17 protein-coding genes are annotated in these 17,793 nt (G+C 72.4%); 5 read left to right on the plus strand and 12 right to left on the minus strand.

Annotated elements, in window-relative coordinates:
• Positions 1 to 56: 56 nt before the first annotated feature.
• The 5 genes from AB0C78_RS15075 to AB0C78_RS15095 form a co-directional block, all read right to left on the minus strand.
• Entirely contained in the window at positions 57 to 1,184 is a 1,128-nt protein-coding gene (locus AB0C78_RS15075) for a glycosyltransferase family 4 protein (RefSeq protein ID WP_360747228.1), read from the minus strand.
• Positions 1,185 to 1,313: 129 nt separating this feature from the next.
• The gene (locus AB0C78_RS15080; protein WP_360747231.1) at positions 1,314 to 2,954 is read right to left on the minus strand and encodes a ubiquinol-cytochrome c reductase cytochrome b subunit; all 1,641 of its coding nucleotides are present in this window, start codon (positions 2,952 to 2,954) and stop codon (positions 1,314 to 1,316) included.
• Entirely contained in the window at positions 2,951 to 4,066 is a 1,116-nt protein-coding gene (locus AB0C78_RS15085; RefSeq protein WP_360747234.1) for a Rieske 2Fe-2S domain-containing protein, read from the minus strand. The genes AB0C78_RS15080 and AB0C78_RS15085 overlap by 4 nt, the downstream gene beginning before the upstream one ends.
• The gene (locus AB0C78_RS15090) at positions 4,063 to 4,974 is read right to left on the minus strand and encodes a c-type cytochrome (RefSeq protein WP_360747237.1); all 912 of its coding nucleotides are present in this window, start codon (positions 4,972 to 4,974) and stop codon (positions 4,063 to 4,065) included. The genes AB0C78_RS15085 and AB0C78_RS15090 overlap by 4 nt, the downstream gene beginning before the upstream one ends.
• A gap of 42 nt (positions 4,975 to 5,016) precedes the next feature.
• Positions 5,017 to 5,673: a heme-copper oxidase subunit III gene (locus AB0C78_RS15095; protein WP_194737671.1), complete on the minus strand. Its 657-nt coding sequence runs from the start codon at positions 5,671 to 5,673 to the stop codon at positions 5,017 to 5,019.
• A gap of 190 nt (positions 5,674 to 5,863) precedes the next feature.
• Between AB0C78_RS15095 and AB0C78_RS15100 the strand changes: the two genes are divergently transcribed.
• Together AB0C78_RS15100 and trpD are read left to right on the plus strand one after the other, a co-directional pair.
• Positions 5,864 to 6,289, plus strand: coding sequence for a response regulator transcription factor (locus AB0C78_RS15100; protein ID WP_151544428.1), 426 nt, complete (start codon positions 5,864 to 5,866; stop codon positions 6,287 to 6,289).
• A 100-nt stretch (positions 6,290 to 6,389) separates the two neighbouring features.
• On the plus strand, positions 6,390 to 7,436 hold the full coding sequence (gene trpD, locus AB0C78_RS15105) for an anthranilate phosphoribosyltransferase (protein ID WP_360747241.1): 1,047 nt from the start codon (positions 6,390 to 6,392) through the stop codon (positions 7,434 to 7,436).
• 21 nt (positions 7,437 to 7,457) lie between these two features.
• Here the strand turns inward: trpD and AB0C78_RS15110 are convergent, their stop codons facing one another.
• Genes AB0C78_RS15110 through AB0C78_RS15125 form a run of 4 tightly spaced genes read right to left on the minus strand, consistent with a single transcriptional unit; the run spans position 7,458 to position 11,488 of the window.
• The gene (locus AB0C78_RS15110) at positions 7,458 to 8,267 is read right to left on the minus strand and encodes an ABC transporter permease (RefSeq protein ID WP_360747244.1); all 810 of its coding nucleotides are present in this window, start codon (positions 8,265 to 8,267) and stop codon (positions 7,458 to 7,460) included.
• Positions 8,267 to 9,208, minus strand: coding sequence for an ABC transporter permease (locus AB0C78_RS15115; RefSeq protein WP_360747247.1), 942 nt, complete (start codon positions 9,206 to 9,208; stop codon positions 8,267 to 8,269). Before AB0C78_RS15115 ends, AB0C78_RS15110 begins: the two co-directional genes overlap by 1 nt.
• Positions 9,187 to 10,395, minus strand: a complete 1,209-nt coding sequence (locus tag AB0C78_RS15120) for an ABC transporter substrate-binding protein (RefSeq protein ID WP_360747249.1) — start codon at positions 10,393 to 10,395, stop codon at positions 9,187 to 9,189. Before AB0C78_RS15120 ends, AB0C78_RS15115 begins: the two co-directional genes overlap by 22 nt.
• A 13-nt stretch (positions 10,396 to 10,408) precedes the next feature.
• On the minus strand, positions 10,409 to 11,488 hold the full coding sequence (locus AB0C78_RS15125) for an ABC transporter ATP-binding protein (protein WP_360747252.1): 1,080 nt from the start codon (positions 11,486 to 11,488) through the stop codon (positions 10,409 to 10,411).
• A gap of 80 nt (positions 11,489 to 11,568) precedes the next feature.
• Between AB0C78_RS15125 and AB0C78_RS15130 the strand changes: the two genes are divergently transcribed.
• Both AB0C78_RS15130 and AB0C78_RS15135 read left to right on the plus strand, forming a co-directional pair.
• Entirely contained in the window at positions 11,569 to 12,294 is a 726-nt protein-coding gene (locus AB0C78_RS15130; RefSeq protein WP_360747256.1) for an FCD domain-containing protein, read from the plus strand.
• A gap of 17 nt (positions 12,295 to 12,311) precedes the next feature.
• Positions 12,312 to 13,004: a cache domain-containing protein gene (locus AB0C78_RS15135; protein WP_360747259.1), complete on the plus strand. Its 693-nt coding sequence runs from the start codon at positions 12,312 to 12,314 to the stop codon at positions 13,002 to 13,004.
• 19 nt (positions 13,005 to 13,023) lie between these two features.
• On the opposite strand, the gene AB0C78_RS15140 is transcribed toward AB0C78_RS15135, so the two are convergent.
• The 3 genes from AB0C78_RS15140 to AB0C78_RS15150 all read right to left on the minus strand — a co-directional run bounded on the left by AB0C78_RS15140 (position 13,024) and on the right by AB0C78_RS15150 (position 15,954).
• Positions 13,024 to 13,311 (minus strand): Lrp/AsnC ligand binding domain-containing protein, encoded by a 288-nt coding sequence (locus AB0C78_RS15140; protein WP_151544422.1) that lies wholly within the window; start codon positions 13,309 to 13,311, stop codon positions 13,024 to 13,026.
• A 38-nt stretch (positions 13,312 to 13,349) separates the two neighbouring features.
• Positions 13,350 to 14,099: a rhomboid family intramembrane serine protease gene (locus AB0C78_RS15145; RefSeq protein ID WP_360747263.1), complete on the minus strand. Its 750-nt coding sequence runs from the start codon at positions 14,097 to 14,099 to the stop codon at positions 13,350 to 13,352.
• Between the two features lie 64 nt (positions 14,100 to 14,163).
• Positions 14,164 to 15,954: a DEDD exonuclease domain-containing protein gene (locus tag AB0C78_RS15150; protein ID WP_360747266.1), complete on the minus strand. Its 1,791-nt coding sequence runs from the start codon at positions 15,952 to 15,954 to the stop codon at positions 14,164 to 14,166.
• Between the two features lie 248 nt (positions 15,955 to 16,202).
• On the opposite strand from AB0C78_RS15150, the gene AB0C78_RS15155 reads away from it, so the two are divergent.
• Complete coding sequence (locus tag AB0C78_RS15155; protein ID WP_360747269.1) at positions 16,203 to 17,513, plus strand: NYN domain-containing protein; 1,311 nt, start codon at positions 16,203 to 16,205, stop codon at positions 17,511 to 17,513.
• The last annotated feature ends 280 nt before the right edge of the window (positions 17,514 to 17,793 follow it).

A 17,793-nucleotide genomic window follows, 5' to 3' on the forward strand; every position in this document is an offset into this window, starting at 1 on the left:
TGCTTGTGGCCGCGCACCGGGTCAGGGCCCGTGACCGCGGCGCCACATCCGCCGGATCAGCCGTGCAGCAGGGCGTCCAGGCGGGCCGCCTGCACCTCCCAGCGCCACTCCCGCTCCACCCACGCGCGCCCCGCCCGGCCCATCGCCCGGGCGCGGTCCGGGTCGGCGAGGAGGCCGGCGACGGCGTCGGCGACGCGCGGCACCGACCGTCCGGGCACCACCGTGCCGGTCTCGCCGTCGAGGACGGCGTCGGGGGCGCCGCCGGAGTCGCCCGCGACGACCGGCAGGCCCGTCGCCGACGCCTCCAGGTAGACGATGCCGAGCCCCTCGACGTCCAGGCCGCGGCGGCGCGTCCGGCACGGCATCGCGAAGACGTCCCCGGCGTCGTAGTGGGCGGGCAGCTCCTCCCACGGCACGCTGCCGGTGAACACGACCGACCCGGCCACGCCCTCGGACGCCGCGAGCCGCTCCAGGTTCGCGCGGTACGGACCACCGCCGACGAGCAGGAGCGCCGCGTCCGGGACCTTCGCCAGCACCCGCGGCCACGCCCGGATCAGGGCGTCCTGCCCCTTGCGCGGGACGAGCCGCGACACGCACACCGCCACCGGACGGTCCGCCAGGCCGTGCCGCGCCCTGATCGCGTCGCCGCCCGCGCCGGCGCGGAACAGCGTCTCGTCCACGCCCGGCGCGAGCCGCGCCATCCGCGCTGCACCGGCCGGGGACAGCGCGCGCGCCATCCGAGACCGGGTGTACTCGCCGAGGTAGGTGAGGGCGTCCACGTCGTCGCCGATGCGGCGCAGCAGCGACCGCGCGACCGGCAGCGCCGCCCAGCCCGCCTCATGCCCGTGCGTGATCCCGACGATCCGCCCCGCCCCGCGCCGCCGCAGCGCGGGCGCCAGCAGGCCCAGCGGCGCCGCCGCGCCGAACACCACCGAGTCGCAGCGCTCCGCGCGCAGCAGCGCGGACGCGCGGCGCAGCACGCCCGGCTCCGGCAGCATCAGCGACCCGGGATGCCGGACGACGTCGAACGGCTGCACCGCGTCGAACGCCGCCGCGCCCTTCCACGCCGGCGCGTACACCACCACCGAGCCCGGCGGGCGCCGGACCGCGAGGCCGTGCACGAACGCCTGGATCCCGCCGGGACGGGGCGGGAAGTCGTTGGTCACCACCAGGGTCTTGGTCATCGTCGGCCAGGATACGGACCGCCGCCCGCCTCCGAGCAGGCGGAACGCCGTCCCGCCGGACACGGGCGGGCAAAGCGAAGGGGCCCGGCACCGTCGTCCGGTGCCGGGCCCCTCGAACGGGCTCCGCGATCAGTGGCTGATCTCGTGCGACTGCTTGCCGCCCTCGATCTCCGCGTGCTCGCCGTGCTCGTGCTCGTGCTCCTCGACGGGGATGTCGTCGAAGGTCCATGCCCGGTTCAGCCGCGACCGCAGGTGCCCGAGCGGGCCCTTCGCGGCCGGGATGCCGTTGGCGTCGCGCTGCGGCGCCTCCGGACGGCTGTTCTCCTTCGACAGGATGACCGCCTTCTGCTCCTCGCGCGCCGGCTCGTGCCGCTCGGAGAACTGGCCCTCCGGCGACATGAGGATGACGCCCGACTCGACGCCGTGCCCGACGACGTCCGCGTCCTTGCGCTGCAGCCCCAGGCAGATCCGCTTGGTGATGATGAACGCCAGGAACGGCCCGACGAAGATCGTCACCCGGAAGAACCAGGTCGTGGCGTACAGCGAGAGGTCGAACTTGTCGGCCAGGACGTCGTTCGCGCCGGCCAGCCACAGCAGCCCGTAGAAGGTGACCGCCGCGATACCGGTGGCGGTGCGGATCGGGGCGTTGCGCGGCCGGGTGTTGACGTGGTGGTGCCGCTTGTCGCCGGTCACCCACTGCTCCACGAACGGCCAGGCCATCGCGCCGCCGAAGACGATGCCGAGCGGGATCGTCGCCGGTATCAGCACGTTGAAGCTGACCGTGTGGCCCCAGGCGCTGACCTCCCAGTTCGGCATGATCCGCAGCGCGCCCTCCAGGACGCCCATGTACCAGTCCGGCTGGGAGCCCGCGGAGATCGCGCCCGGGTCGTACGGGCCGAACAGCCAGATCGGGTTGATCTGCGCGAACGCGCCGAGCAGCGCGATGACGCCGAAGGTGAACAGGAAGTAGGCGCCCGTCTTGGCCATGAACACCGGGTAGAACGGGTAGCCGTACACCTGCTGCTCGGTCTGGTTCTTCACCGGCATCGCGGTGTGCTTCTGCACCCACATGATCATCATGTGCGCGGTCACCAGACCGAGGATCAGGCCGGGGATCAGCAGGATGTGCAGCATGTACAGCCGCGGCACGATGTCCTGGCCGGGGAACTCCCCGCCGAACAGGAACATGTAGCCGTAGGTGCCGACCAGCGGGATCGCCTCGAGCACGCCCTGGGTGATGCGCAGGCCCGTGCCGGACAGCAGGTCGTCCGGCAGCGAGTACCCGAACAGGCCCTCCAGCATGCCGAGGACGAACATGCTGATGCCGATGAGGTAGTTCAGCTCGCGCGGCTTGCGGTAGGCGCCGGTGAAGAACACCCGCAGCATGTGCGCCAGGATCGACGCCATGAACAGGATCGCCGCCCAGTGGTGGATCTGCCGCATGAGCAGGCCACCGCGCACGTCGAAGCTGATGTGCAGCGTCGAGGCGTACGCCTCCGACATCTGCACGCCCTTCAGGTGCGTGTACGAGCCGTTGTAGATGACCTCGTTCATGCTGGGCTTGAACCAGAGCGTCAGGAACGTCCCGGTCAGCAGCAGGATGATGAACGAGTACAGGGCGATCTCGCCCAGCATGAACGACCAGTGGTCCGGAAAGACCTTCTTCATGTTCCGCTTGAAGAAGGTGGTGGAACCGAGCCGGTCGTCGATGAAGTTCAGCGGCCCCTCGACCGCCTTCGGAGCGGCCGCTCCGGCTGTCGCCTCGCTCATCCGCGCTCCCAGAAGCTCGGGCCGATCGGCTCGTGGTAGTCGCTCGTCGCGACGATGTAGCCGTCCTCGACCGCCAGCGGCAGCTGCGGAAGCGGACGGGCCGCCGGGCCGAACACGACCTTCGCGGCGTCGGTCGCGTCGAACGTCGACTGGTGGCACGGGCACAGGATGTGGTGCGTGGTCTGCTCGTACAGCGCGGCCGGGCAGCCGACGTGCGTGCAGACCTTCGAGTACGCCACGATCCCGTTGATGTGCCAGTTCTCGCGGCCCTTGGCCGGCTTGAACTCGTCCTCGGGGACGTTGATCAGGATGGTGACGGCCTTCGCGGTCTGCGTCAGCACCTGGTCCTCGGGGACGTCCTCCTCGATGCCCTCGGGCAGGACGGTGATCATCCCGCCGGGCGAGGAGAAGTCGCTGACCCGCAGCGGCTTGTCGGTGCCGTCCACGACGAGGCGGACGCCCTTCTTGCCCTGCGCCTGGGCCTTCTTGACCGCGTCGCCCCAGATGGTCGTGCGCAGCTTCTTCTCCGGCAGCGGGCCGAGGTCGCGCAGCAGCACCAGCGGCGCGAGGCCGAGCGGCGCCGCGGCCAGCAGCAGCGTGCGGCGCAGCAGCGGGCGCTTGGTCAGGCCGCTGTCGGACGCCCCCTCGAGGAAGTCCTTGGTGAAGGCCGCGCGGGTCTCCTCGTCGGCCTGCAGGCTGTGCCGCTCCTGGACGATCGGCTTGCTCGTCATGAGCCGGCGCACCCAGATGGTGACGCCCGCGGCCAGCGCCAGGAACGACAGCGCCATCAGGCCGCCGAGCCAGAAGTTGGACTCCCGGGCCCGGGTCACGCCGTGCATGCCGCCGTTGCGGCCGCTCCAGCCGATGTAGTACGCGATGAACGCCACGCTGGCGGCGAACGCCACCAGGAAGAACGTCGCGACGACGCGCTCGGCGCGCCTGGCCGACGCCTCGTCGAGTTCCTCGCCGACGCCCGCGGGCGCCGAGATGTCGTCCTGCGCGAGCAGGGTCCTGTCCCTCGCCGGAGACGGCGTGCCGATCACGCGCCCGCGCGCGCCGCCGCCCTCGCCGGGCTCCGTCGAGCCGGCGGTGTCCTTGTTCTCGTCGCTCATGACTTCTTCAGCTTCTTCGGCTTCTTCGCGGTGATCCACATCGCCGCCATCACCAGCAGGCCGAGCCCGACCAGCCAGCCGACGAGGCCCTCCGACACCGGGCCGATGCGGCCGAGGCCGTTACCGCCGGGGTTCGGCTGCTCGCGGGTCTGCACCAGGTAGGAGATGATCGCCTGCTTGTCCTGCGGGGTGAGCGTGGTGTCGTTGAACACCGGCATCGCCTGCGGGCCGGTCAGCATGGCCTCGTACATCTGGGTGGGCGTGACGTCGCTGTTGGACAGCGGCGGGGCGTACTTGCCGCCGGTCAGCGCGCCGCCCTGCCCGGTGAAGTTGTGGCACTGGGCGCAGTTGGTGCGGAACAGCTTGCCGCCGAGCGCCACGTCGCCCTTGGTCGGGTCGGTCGCCGACGCCGGCGGGACGGCCGGGCCGCCGCCGAGCGAGGAGATGTAGGCGCGCAGGTCGGCGAGGTTCTTCTCGGCCTGGGCCTTCTGCTGCTCGGCCGCCTTGCGCTTGGCCGGGTCCTCGTAGTCGGTCTTGATCTCGGTGTTGAAGGCGGGGATCGGCGTCTTGCGCGGGAACTGCGCACCAGGGCTCATCGCGGGCATGCGGCCCGTGCTGACCTGGAAGTCGACGCTCGCCGCCCCGACGCCGAGCAGGCTCGGTGCGATCGCTTTGCCCTTGGCGTCCTTGGTGCCCTCGGCGTTCAGGCCGTGGCAGCTGGCGCAGTTCTTGTCGAACAGCTGCTGGCCGTTCTTCAGGTCCTGCGCCGCCTGGGCCGTGCTCTCCGCCTCGGCGCGTCCAGTCTGCGGCGAGAAACCGGCGTAGATGACGCCGATCGCCGCCAGGGCCGCCAGCACGACGGCGTAGCCCGCCCAGGGGCGCCGTCGCCATGCGGTGATCCTTCTCACGGAAATCCCCGTTCGGGTCATGTCGTCTGGGTGGTCAGCGGGTCAGTGGTCGAGCAGGTAGACGACCGAGAACAGGCCGATCCACACCACGTCGACGAAGTGCCAGTAATAGGACACGACGATCGCGCTCGTCGCCTGCTCGTGCGTCCATCGCTTCGCGGCGAACGTCCGGCCGAGGACGAACAGGAACGCGACCAGGCCGCCGATGACGTGCAGCCCGTGGAAGCCGGTGGCCAGGTAGAACACCGAGCCGTAGGCCGACGAGGAGAACGTGAGGCCGTCCTTGGTGACCAGGCTGTAGTACTCGAACGCCTGGCCCGCCACGAAGTACAGGCCCATCAGGAAGGACAGGACGTACCACTCGCGCAGGCCCCAGCGGGCGACGTTCAGCAGGCCGCCGTCGCGGCCGACCTTGCCGGCCTCGGCCTTGAACACGCCCCATTGGCAGGTCACCGACGACAGCACCAGCACGGTCGTGTTGGCCGTCGACAGCGGCAGGTTCAGCGGTGCGCCCGGCCAGGCGTCGTGCCCGGACTGGCCGATCGTCACAGAGCGGATCGTGAAGAACATCGCGAACAGCGCCGCGAAGAACATCAGCTCGGACGACAGCCAAACGATCGTCCCCACGCTGACCAGATTGGGACGGTTCGCCCGTGCGTGAGGTGTTGTCTCTATCGCGGATGCTGTCACGGGCAGCATTATTGCGCCCCTATCCCGTGAGTGACGCATGACCCCCCTCCTAGAGTTCCCGGACGTGTCCGCCGGCCTCGGGAACGGTCCCGCGGGGTCCGGCGATCTTTGCCCGCACCTGGCCTTCCGGTGGCCGCGACGCGGGGAAACATGACCTGGATCTCGTGCGCGCGGGGACGAACCGGTAGCCTTCCGTGTCATGAGCACCACCGCCCCGGAGAGCCCGATGAAGGTTCTCGTCTACAGCGACGACGCGAACACCCGCGCACAGATCCGGATGGCGATCGGGCGACGCCCCGCCGCCGACCTCCCGCAGGTGGAGTTCGTCGAGCGCGCGACCCAGCCCGCCGTGGTGGCGCGACTCGACGAGGGCGGCATCGACGTCCTGGTCGTGGACGGCGAGGCGCAGCCCGCGGGCGGTCTCGGCGTCTGCCGGCAGGCCAAGGACGAGGTGTACGACTGCCCGCCGGTGCTGGCGATCATCGGGCGGCGCGACGACGGCTGGCTGGCGACCTGGTCGCGCGCCGACGCCGTGGTGAGCCTGCCGCTGGACCCGATGGCGCTGGCGAAGGAGCTCGCCGGCCTCATGCGCTGGCGTCTCGAGAACCGCCTTCCGGCCCTGTAACGACCGTTCCGCCGGGGAGGCTCTGGGCGCCGCCCCGGTCCGTCACCCCGGCCGGGACGAGCCCGGCGCGCTCCCCGGGCACCGCACCCCTGGGGGAGAGATGGACGCCCGCACGACCTGGCCCGCACTGCTCAACGCCCTGCTCGACGGCGAGTCGCTGACCAGCGAGGAGACCGCCTGGGCGATGAACACGATCATGGCCGGGGAGGCCACCGACGCGCAGATCGCCGGGTTCGCGGTCGCGATGCGCGCCAAGGGCGAGACGGTCGCCGAGGTGTCCGGCCTCGCCGACGGCATGATGGACAACGCCACCCCGGTGGACGTGCCGGGCCCCATCGCGGACCTGGTCGGCACCGGCGGCGACCGCGCCCACACGGTGAACATCTCCACGATGGCGGCGGTGGTGGCGGCCGCGGCGGGCGTCCGGGTCGTCAAGCACGGCAACCGGGCCGCGTCGTCGTCGTGCGGCGCCGCGGACCTGCTGGAGCACCTCGGCGTCGCGATCGACCTGTCCCCGGAGGCGACGGCGGCGGTCGTCGCGGAGACCGGCATCACCTTCTGCTTCGCGCCGCGCTTCCACCCGGCGCTGCGGTACGCCTCGCGGACCCGCAGCGAACTGGGCACGCCGACGGTGTTCAACTTCCTCGGCCCGCTGACGAACCCGGCGCGGCCGGGCGCGCAGGCGGTCGGGGTGTTCCATCCGCGGATGGCGGGCGTGATCGCGGGCGTGTTCGCCGCGCGGGGCTGCTCGTCGCTGGTGTTCCGCGGCGACGACGGCCTGGACGAGCTGACCACCACGGGCACCTCGACGGTGTGGGTGGTGCGCGACGGGACGGCGACGCAGACGACGTTCGACCCGTCCGCGCTCGGCATCCCCCCGGCGCGTCCGGAGGACCTGCGCGGCGCCGACGCGTCGTTCAACGCCCGCGTGGCGCGGGAGACGTTCGCCGGGCGGGAGGGGGCCGTCCGCGACATGGTCCTGCTGAACGCCGCCGCGCTGATCACCGCCTACGAGGGCGCCCCGTCCGCCGACGAGCTCACCGCGACGCTGGCCGCCGCCCGCGACCGCGCCGCCGAGGCCGTCGACTCCGGCGCCGCCGCCACCCTCCTCGACCGCTGGATCGAGGTCTCCCAAGCCCACCGCTGAACCCCGGAGCCCCGGGGCTGATCACACCACGCTTCGGGCGCCGGTGGAGAGGCGCTGGGCGATGTAGATCGGGATGATCGACAGGACGATCAGGGCGGCGGCGAGGACGTTGACGACCGGGGCCTGGTTGGGCCGGAACAGGTTGTCGAAGATCCAGATGGGCAGGGTCTGGGAGCCGGGCCCGGCGGTGAACGTGGTCACGATGATCTCGTCGAAGGACAGCGCGAAGGACAGCAGCCCGCCGGCGAGCAGCGCCGAGCGCAGGTTCGGCAGCGTGACGTACCAGAACGTCTGGAAGGTGTCGGCGCCGAGGTCGGCGGACGCCTCCTCCAGGCTGGTGCCGGTGCGGCGCAGCCGGGCCAGCACGTTGTTGTAGATGGTGACGACGCAGAACGTCGCGTGCCCGACGATCACGGTGAACAGGCCGAGGCCGATGCCGAGCGGCTCCAGGACGACCTGGAAGGCGTTGCTGAGGGCGATGCCGGTGACGATGCCGGGCAGCGCGATCGGCAGCACCACGACCAGCGAGACGGTCTCGCGGCCGAAGAAGCGGTGCCGGGCGACGGCGAACGCGGCCATGGTGCCGAGGACCATCGCGGCGGCGGTGGCGCCGACGCCGGCCTTGACGCTCGTCCAGACGGCCTGGCGGGCGCCCGGGTTGTCGAGGGCGTGCGCCCACCAGCGTCCGGTGAGGTCGGTCGGGGGCCAGCCGAACGTCTTGTCGGCGTTCACGGAGTTGATCAGTACGACGAGCAGCGGCACGTAGACGACCGCGAGCCCGAGGATCATCACGATGCGCAGCACCGTCCGGGCGGCGGGCGAGAGGGTCATCACAGCTCCCTGAGGGCGCCGGTGCGGCGGGCCGCGGCGAGGTAGACCAGCATGACCACGACGGGGATCGTGGCGACGGCCGCGGCGAACGGCAGGTTGTTGGCGGCGCCGATGTTGTCGTAGACGACGTTGCCGAGCAGCTGGCTCCGGCCGCCGACGATCTTGACGGTGATGTAGTCGCCGAGCGACAGCGAGAACGTGAAGATCGACCCGGCGACCAGGGACGGGAACACCATCGGCAGCATGACCGAGCGGAACGTGCACCACGGCCGGGCGCCGAGGTCGCCGGAGGCGTCCAGCAGCGAGTCCGGCAGCCGCTCCAGGCCGGTGTAGACGGGCAGGATCATGTAGGGCAGCCACAGGTAGGCCAGCACGATGATCGTGGCGGTGAGGCCGTATCCGGGCCCGGACAGGCCGAAGGGCTTCAGCACCTCGTCGACCAGCCCGCCGTTCGACAGCATCACCCGCCACGCGTACGCCTTGACGAGGTAGGCCGCCCACAGCGGCGCGAGGATCGCGATGACGAGGTACGGCCGGTACCGGGGCCTCGCGACCTTCGCCATGTACAGCGCCATGGGGAACCCGATGGCGGTGTCGATGACGGTGACGGCCGCCGCGACGCCGAGGCTGCGCAGCGCGATCGTCCGGTAGACGGGCTCGTTCCACAGGTCCTGGAAGTTGGCGAGGGTGAACTGCCGGACGACCGCGCCGGTGAAGGTGTCGGTCGACCAGAACGCGGTGACGAAGATCGCGGCGAGCGCGCCGAGGTAGGCGACCACCAGCCAGGCCAGCGGCGCCGACAGCAGCAGCGACAGCCGCAGCGCCGGCCGGCGGTGCAGCAGCGCCGCCGCCCGGCGCCGGGGACCCGGCGCCGGGCGGGCGGACGCCCCGCCGGCGGTGGACGCCGCCGGGGACGCGGTCATCCCTTGATCGCCGTCCATGCCTGCGTCCACTTGGAGTAGTCGACGCACTTGACGTCCTTGCGGCCGTCCAGGCACTGGGCGATCGGCGTCGTCCAGAAGTGCACCTTGGAGAAGTAGGTCTCGTCGGTGGCGTGGAAGGTGTCGCAGAACTTCTTGTCCGAGGTCTCCTGGCACGCCTTGGCGTTCGCGGGCGCCTCACCGAACCACTCGGCGACCTGCGCGTTCGCCTTCGGGGACACGATGTAGTTCATCCACTGGTAGGCGCAGTTCGGGTGCTTGGCCTTCGCCGCGACCATCCAGGTGTCCGACCAGCCGGTCGAGCCCTCCTTCGGCACGATCGCCTTCACCGGCGCCTTCGCGGCCTCCACGTAGTTCGTGATGACCTGCCAGGTCGTGCCGAGGACCGTGTCGCCGCTCTTGAACGACTGGACCGCCTTGGTGTAGTCGGACCAGTACTCGCCGATGATGCCCCGCTGCTGCTTCAGCAGCGCGACGGACGCCTCGAACTGCTTCTGGTCGAGCGCGTACGGGTCCTTGATGCCGAGCTCGGGGCGGGCCGACATCAGGTAGAGCGCCGCGTCGGCGATGTAGATCGGCGAGTCGTAGGCGGTGACCTTCCCCTTGTACGGGGAGTTGGCGTCGAACACGGCGCCCCACGAGTCGGGCGCCTGCTTCACCTTGTCGGTGCGCCACATCAGCAGGTTGGCGCCGCGGCCGTGCGGGATGCCGTAGGGCACGCCGTTCACCGAGTTCCACGGCTTGTTCTTCAGGCCGGCGAAGATGTCGGCGTAGTTCGGGACGAGCGCGGTGTTGACGGGCGCGACGCTGCCGGAGGCGATGAGCCGCAGCGACGCGTCGCCGGACGCCGACACCGTGTCGTACTGGCCGGTCTTCATCAGCGCGACCATCTCGTCCGACGTCCCGGCGATCTTGGTGTTGACCTTGCAGCCGGTCTGCTGCTCGAACGGGTGGACCCAGTCGACCGTCTTCTCGTTGGAGCCGTCCTCGGCGTACCCGGCCCAGGCGACCAGGTTGACCTGGCCCTCGCCCTTGCCGAGCGACTTCTGCATCGGGACCTTCGGCACCGTGAAGCCGCCCTGCCCGGCTCCGGTCGCCTTGTCTCCCGAGTCGCCGCCGCAGCCGGCGGCGGCCAGTCCGATCGCCAGCGCCGCCGCGGCGGCGAGCGCCATGCGCGTGGACCACATGAGGAACTCCTCTTTAGTTGGGGGTTTTCGCGGAGGTTTGTGTGCTCGGTGCGGCGGCGACCCGGAACTCGTGCGCCGCGTCCCAGCCGACCCGGACGCGGGCGCCGCGATGGCGGGTCGCCTCGGCCGGGGACGCGGCGAGGTTCTGGCGGAGCGCGACGACCCGGTCCCCCGACTCCAGGTCCACCACGTACCTCGTGACGGCGCCCGCGTAGACGACCTCGGCGACGGTGCCCTCGGCGTGCCGGTCCCCCGACGGCCCGCCCGCCTCGCCGCCCGCATCGCCGCCCGGCCCGGTGCCGTCGCCGTCGCCGTCGGCGCCGAGGATCCGCACCTGGAGCTTCTCCGGCCGGACGCAGACCTCCCCGATCTGGTTGGTCGTGCCGACGAAGCCGGCCACGAACTCGGTCGCCGGATGCTCGTACACCTCGGCGGGCGTGCCGACCTGCTGGACGCGGCCGCCGTCCAGGACCGCGATGCGGTCGCTGAGGGTCAGCGCCTCCTCCTGGTCGTGCGTGACGAACACGAACGTGATCCCGGCGCGCCGCTGGATCGTCTTCAGCTCGACCTGCATCTCCTCGCGCAGCTTCAGGTCGAGGGCGCCGAGCGGCTCGTCCAGCAGCAGCACCTTCGGCTCGTTGACCAGCGCGCGCGCGAGCGCGACCCGCTGCCGCTGCCCGCCCGACAGCTCACCGGGACGGCGCGCCTCGAACCCGTCGAGCCGGACGCTGCGCAGCGCCTCCAGCGCCCGCTCGCGGCGCTTCGCCTTCGGCACCCGCCGCACCTTCAGCCCGTACTCGACGTTGCGGAGCACGTCCAGGTGCGGGAACAGCGCGTAGTCCTGGAAGACGGTGTTGACGTCGCGGTCGAACGGGGCGAGGCCCGTGACGTCGCGGCCGACCAGCTCGACCGTCCCGGACGTCGGGCGCTCGAAGCCCGCGATGAGCCGCAGCACCGTGGTCTTGCCGGACCCGGACGGACCGAGCATCGAGAAGAACTCGCCGTCCCCGATGTCGAGGTCGACGCCCGCCACCGCCTCGACGGCGCCGAAGGTCTTGCGCAGATCGCGGATCCTCACCGCTGAAGCCGGCATGACCGAAAACATATGGAGTCATAGGTTTTAGTTCAAGTGACGATCCGGTATCACTGAGTCAGCGCGGGGAGAGGGGGCCCATGGACGGTGCGGACGGCGCGCGCCTCGTCGTGTTCGCCCCGGTCGACAACACCGCGCGGGTCGCCGCCGTCGTGCGGCGGATCGGCGACGCCATCGCGCTCGGCCTCCTCGACGACGGGGAGCAGCTGCCCAGCGAGACCGAGCTCGCCGGACATCTCGGTATTTCGACCGTCACTCTACGCGAAGCGCTCATGGCCTTGCGTCAGCAGGGTCTCATCGAGACCCGGCGCGGCCGGGGCGGCGGCAGCTTCGTCCGCGCCCCCGCCCGCCCGTTCGACCTCGACGAGCGGCTCCGCCCGCTGTCCGCCGAGGAACTGCGCGACCTCGGCGACCACTACGCCGCCATCGCCGGCGCCGCCGCCCGGCTCGCCGCCCGCCGCTCGCTGCCCGGCGACGTCGACCGGCTGCGCCGCTCCCTCGCCGAGATGACCCGCCCGGACGCCGCGCCCCGGATGTGCCGGCTGGACGGCCGGCTGCACCTGGAGATCGCCGCCGCGTCCCAGTCCGTCCGGCTCACCCGCGAGGAGATCCGGCTGCAGGCCGACATCGGGCCGCTGATCTGGGCCGTCCACGACGAGCCGGGCGCGCGCCGGGCCGTGCACGCCCAGCACGCCCGGATCGTCGACGCGATCGAGCGGGGCGAGGAGGACCGGGCCCGCGATGTCGCTGAAAGTCACGTCGCGAATGCGGTAGAACGTCTCATTGACCGACGGCTCGCCCTCTGACCCGAGGTGGACCCCCCATGCCTCCCGAGCCACCGTCCGCCGGCACTGCGGCGGCGCGCGTGCACGCGACCCTCGACGCCGTGTTCGGCACGGTCGCCGAGGTCCGCGACGCCTCGGCGCGGTTGCTGCGGGCGGTGCGCGGCGCCGGGCGCGCGCCCGTCCGCGCCGACCTCGCCGGCCTGCGCCCGCTGCTCCTCCCCCGGCTCGGCCCGCTGGTGTGCGGGCTCGGCTTCATCGCCGCGCCCGGCCTGCTCGCCGACGCCGCCTGGTACCTGGAGTGGTGGCAGGCCGGCCCCGCCGGCCCGTCCCAGCTGCTGCGCGACCTGAACCCGGAGAGCAGCGCCCTGTACGACTACACCGCCTGGGACTGGTTCACCGGCCCGCGGGCGGGCGCCGAGAAGACCGTCTGCGGCCCCTACGTCGACTACCTGTGCAGCGACGAGTACGTCCTCACGCTGTCCGCGCCGGTGCGCGTCGGCGGGGAGTTCGCCGGCGTCGCCGCCGCGGACGTGTTCGCCCGCACCTTCGAGCACGAGGTCGTCCCGGTGCTGCGCGAAATCCCCGCGCCCGCCTTCGTGGTGAACGCCCCCGGCCGCGTGATGGCGTCCAACACCGCCACATGGCCCCCGGGCACCGTCTACCGCGCCCGCCCCGGCCACACCGCCCACCCCTGCGGCGACCTGTCGCTGAGCCTCATCACCGCCGCCTGACCGCCAAGGGCGCTGCTGATCAGTCCGCGTCGGGGAGGCCTAGGGCGAAGGCGGCGTCGAGGTCGTGCTTGGAATAGGTGCGGAACGCGATGTGCGTCTCGGTGCCGACGACGCCGGGGACCTTGTTCACCCGACCGGGGATCACGTCGTTGAGCTCGTCGTGGCGGCGGACGCGGACCATCGCCATCAGGTCGTGCTCGCCGGTGACCGAGTAGACCTCGCTGACCCCGTCCAGCGCGGCGATCGTCTCGGCCACCTCGTGGATGCGCGCGACGTCGGCCTTGACGAACACGATCGCTGTGACCACTGGGCCCCTCCCCTGGGTTCGGACGTCCCCGACTCTACTCAGGTCCGGCTGAGGGCCGCGATGCGGCGGGTGCGGCCCGCGCGGCGGGCCAGCAGCGCGAACACGACGCCGGCGGAGAAGCCGTAGATGTGCGCGGTGTAGGCGACACTGCTCTCCTCGTCGCCGAGCGACAGCCACTGGATGATGAACCAGTAGCCGAGCACCACCCAGACGGGCAGCCGCAGCACGATGATCGGCGGGACGTAGCTGACGACCCGGCCGCGCGGGTTGAGGATCACGTAGGCGCCCATCACCCCGGCGATCGCGCCGGACGCGCCGATGAGCGGGACGGTGGAGCCGGGCGATGTCCAGGCGAAGCCGTAGACGGCGATGAGCCCGAACGCGAGGTAGCTGAGCAGGAACCGCCATCGTCCGAGGCGGTCCTCGACGCCCATGCCGACGACGAACAGGAAGACCAGGTTGCCGAGCAGGTGCATCGCGCCGGAGTGCAGGAACATCGAGGTGAACGCCGACGTCCAGGGCGCCTTGCGGTAGTCGGCGGGGCCGCACTGGCTGGTGATGTCGGTCGGCAGCGGCTGCTGGTCGCCGGTGGTGAGCTCCTTGGGGACGGCGCCGTACTCGTAGGTGAACTCGGCGGCCTTGCACTCGCGGACGGAGCCCTTGCCGTACCAGGTGGCGAAGTTCGACATGGGCGTCATCAGGAACACCACGACGTTCACCGCGATCAGCAGGTACGTCATCCAGGGGACGCGCCGCGCGGGCTGGCTGTCGTAGAGAGGCAGGGCCATGCGGGGTCGTCGTCCTCTCCTGGCGCGGGGTGTCCACCGTCACCTTAGTGGGCGGCCCGCCCGTTCAGCGCCTGCCCTGGCGGGCTTCGGGGTCGTGGTTCGTGTAGGCGTTGTCGATCCAGCTCCGCAGGCCCTCGGCGCCGTGCGCGGGGCACGTCCAGGCGCCGTCGAGCTCGACGAGCCGGACGCCCGGCAGGTCGAGCCAGCGCAGCACGCACTCCATCTCCTCGGCGGTGGCGCCCGACGACGGCGGCGCGCCGAGCGCCACGCCGCCGGGGGCGCCGCCGGACGGCGGGAAGACCGTCTCGGCGGTGGCGATGAGGGCGTCGACGTAGGGGCGGGGGTGGGCGCGCGGCGGGACCGTTCCCGCCGCGGCGAGCCGGCCGTACCGGACGACGGACAGCTCCCAGCCGCCGTCGAAGCCGGGCCGCGCGGCGACCAGTTCGGGGAGCCGGGCGAGCGCGGCGAGGCGCTGGCCGCGGGCGGCGGCGCGGACGAACGCGGCGAGCCGGTCGCGCTGCGCGGCGGCCTCCTCGTAGCGCAGCTCGGACGCGAGCCGGTCGATGCGGACCTGCGCGGCGGCGACGACGGGCCGCACGTCCCCCTCCATGATCGCGCGGGCGGTCTCGGTGTGCACGGCGTAGGCGCCCTGCGACTCGCGGCCGTCGCAGGGCGCGCCGCAGCGGCCGAGGTCGGCGAGCGCGCAGGTGCGGGCGCGGCCGCGCTCGACGAGCCGGACGGTGAGCCGCTGCGTGCACTGGCGCAGCGGGACGGCCTCGTGCAGCGCGGCGCGGGCCTCCTCGGCCTGCCGCCGGGACGAGATGGGGCCGAGGTAGCGGGCGCCGTCGTCGCGGCACTCCCGGACGATCGACAGCCGCGGGAACGGCTCGGCGGTCAGCTTCAGCCAGATGGCCCGCTCGGGGAACTTGGAGCGCCGGTTGTAGCGGGGCTTGTGCTCGGCGATGAGCCGCAGCTCGCGGACCTCGGCCTCCAGCCCGGTGGCGCAGACGATGGTCCGGACGCGTTCGGCGAGGCCGACCATCTCGCGGACGCGCCAGCGGGTCTCCGAGCCGGTGAAGTAGCTGCGCACGCGGGAGCGCAGGTCGCCGCTCTTGCCGACGTAGAGGATCTCGCCGCCGGCGTCCTCGAACAGGTAGACGCCCGGGGCGCTCGGCACGTCGTCGGCGAGGTGGCGCTTGCGGCGCTGCTCGGGGGTGGGCGCCTTGGCGAAGCCGCGCAGCTCCTCCAGGGAGGTGACGCCGAACGAGCCGAGCCGCTCGATGAGGCCGTGCAGGACCTCGACGGTGGCGCGGGCGTCGGCGAGGGCGCGGTGCGTCGGCTCGGTGCGGGTGCGGAAGAACCGGGCGAGGGTGCCGAGCTTGCAGTTGGGGACCTCGTCCTTGCCGAGGACGCGGCGGGCGAGGTCGACGGTGTCGACGACGGGGAACGCGGGCCAGGCGTACCCCTGCGCGGCGCAGGCGGCCTTGAGGAAGCCGATGTCGAACGGCGCGTTGTGCGCGACGAGCACGCAGCCGCGGGCGAACTCCAGGAACGCGGGGAGCACGGAGTCCATCCGGGGGGCGGCGGTGACCATCGCGGTGGTGATGCCGGTCAGCGCGGTGATGAACGGCGGGATCGGGCCGCCGGGGTCGACCAGGGTGCCGAGCTCGCCGAGCTCCACGCCGCCGCGCACCTTGACCGCGCCGATCTCGGTGATGGCCGAGTCGGCCGCGGATCCGCCCGTGGTCTCCAGGTCGACCACCACGAAGGTGACCTCCGCCAGGGGGGTGCCGAGGTCGTCCAGGGTGCCCTGAACCGCCCGGATCTGCCCCTGGACCTCGTGCGCAGCCGTCATGCCGGCGACCGTAGAGGACGCCACCGACAGAAGTCCGGGCCGCTAGTGTTGGGGGCGCGCCGGCACGTCCCGCCGGGCGGGGGCCGCGGGGGACGGCTCGGGGGAGCTTGGCGCGTTCCGTCCGATCCCACGTTCGCGCTGGTTAGGGTGCGTGGTGCTCGGGAAGAGACAGCGCACCGGCGGCGCAGCCCGGAAGGAGCGGGATCATCGACAGCGGCCCCGAAGCGAGCCCCGGCGGCCCGGAGCCCGTGCGGCGACTGGCAGGGCCGCTGCCGGAGGCAGTCCGGCTGAGCGTGGTCGAGGCCGCCGCCGAGCTGATCGGCGCGCTGCCGCCGGACGAGGTGCCGGTGCCGCTGCGCCGGTTCGCCCGGTTCGAGCGGCGCAAGCGGGCGAAGCTGGCCGGGCAGCACATCGCGGCGGTGCTGGAGAAGGACGCGGAGTTCCGGGGCCGGGTGGCGGAGCCGCTGCGGGAGGCGCAGCCGGACCTGGTCGAGGCGGTCGAGAGCGGGAACGTGCCGCCGGCGGCGGACCCGGTGCGGGTGGCGGTGGTGGCCTACCTGCTGCGCCCGGACGGCTGGACGGAGCTGGTCGAGGCGGCGCGCGCTGAGCTGGAGCGGTCGGCGACGGCGTCGGAGGAGGAGGCCGCCGAGCGGCGCGTCGCGGCGCTGAAGGAGGAGCTGGCGGCGGCGCGGGCGGCGCGGGCGTCGGAGGTCGACAAGCTGCGCGCGGAGCTGCGCGACACCAAGGCGGAGGTCGCCGAGCTGCGCCGCAAGCTGCACGACGCGCGGACGCGGTACCGGGCGGCGCAGGAGCGCGCGGAGACGCTCGCGGCGGACACGGACCGGGAACTGGCGGCGGCGCGGGAGTCGTCGGCGGCGGCCGACAAGGAGCTGCGCAGGCTGCGGTCGCGGGCGGCGCAGGCGGAGGCGGCGGCGGAGGCGGCCAAGCGGGCGGCGCGCGAGGGCCGCAACGTCGACGACATGCGGCTGCGGCTGCTGCTGGACGCGCTGGTGGACGCGGCGCAGGGGGTGCGGCGGGAGCTGGCGCTGCCGTCGACGATCGCGCGGCCGGCGGACGCGGTGGGCGCGCTGGAGCCGGACCGGCTGGCGCACCGGGCGCTGCCGGGGCGGGCGCTGTCGGACAGCGACCCCCAGCTGCTGGACCGGCTGCTGACGCTGCCGCAGGTGCATCTGGTGGTGGACGGCTACAACGTGACGAAGACGGGGTACGGGGAGCTGCCGCTGTCGGACCAGCGGACGCGGCTGCTGTCGGGGCTCGGCGGGCTCGCGGCGCAGACGCGCGCGGAGGTGACGTGCGTGTTCGACGGCGCGGAGCTGGACGCGCCGGTGGCGATCTCCGCGCCGCGCGGGGTGCGGGTGCTGTTCAGCCGGCCGGGGCAGACGGCCGACGAGCTGATCGGCGAGCTGGTGCGGGCGGAGCCGGACGGCCGGGCGGTGGTGGTGGTGTCCTCCGACCGGGAGGTGGCGGACGCGGCGCGGCGCGCGAACGCGCGGCCCTGCCCGTCGACGCTGCTGCTGCGGCGGCTGGGCCGGTCATGACCCCGCCAGACTCCGACATTTCGTGAGATTCTCCGCATTCTACCGGCTTGATCATGCGCTCCGTGATCTTGCCATCACGGAATGTGGGCAAATGGTGTTGAAGTCAATCAGATAGTGACGAATTAGTTGTGACGGTTGTGGCCCATCGCTAATGTCGTCCGCTGACGTAGTGGACGAGAGGGGCGAATCGGACCGTGACCAACGATCTCATCGGGGAACCAGCGCGCTCGCGCGACCGGAGAGCCGGCTCGACGGGGATAGGGGTCACCCGCCGCCTGGC

Source organism: Actinomadura sp. NPDC048394 (assembly GCF_040651755.1).
GTDB classification, from domain to species: Bacteria; Actinomycetota; Actinomycetes; order Streptosporangiales; family Streptosporangiaceae; genus Spirillospora; species Spirillospora montaniterrae.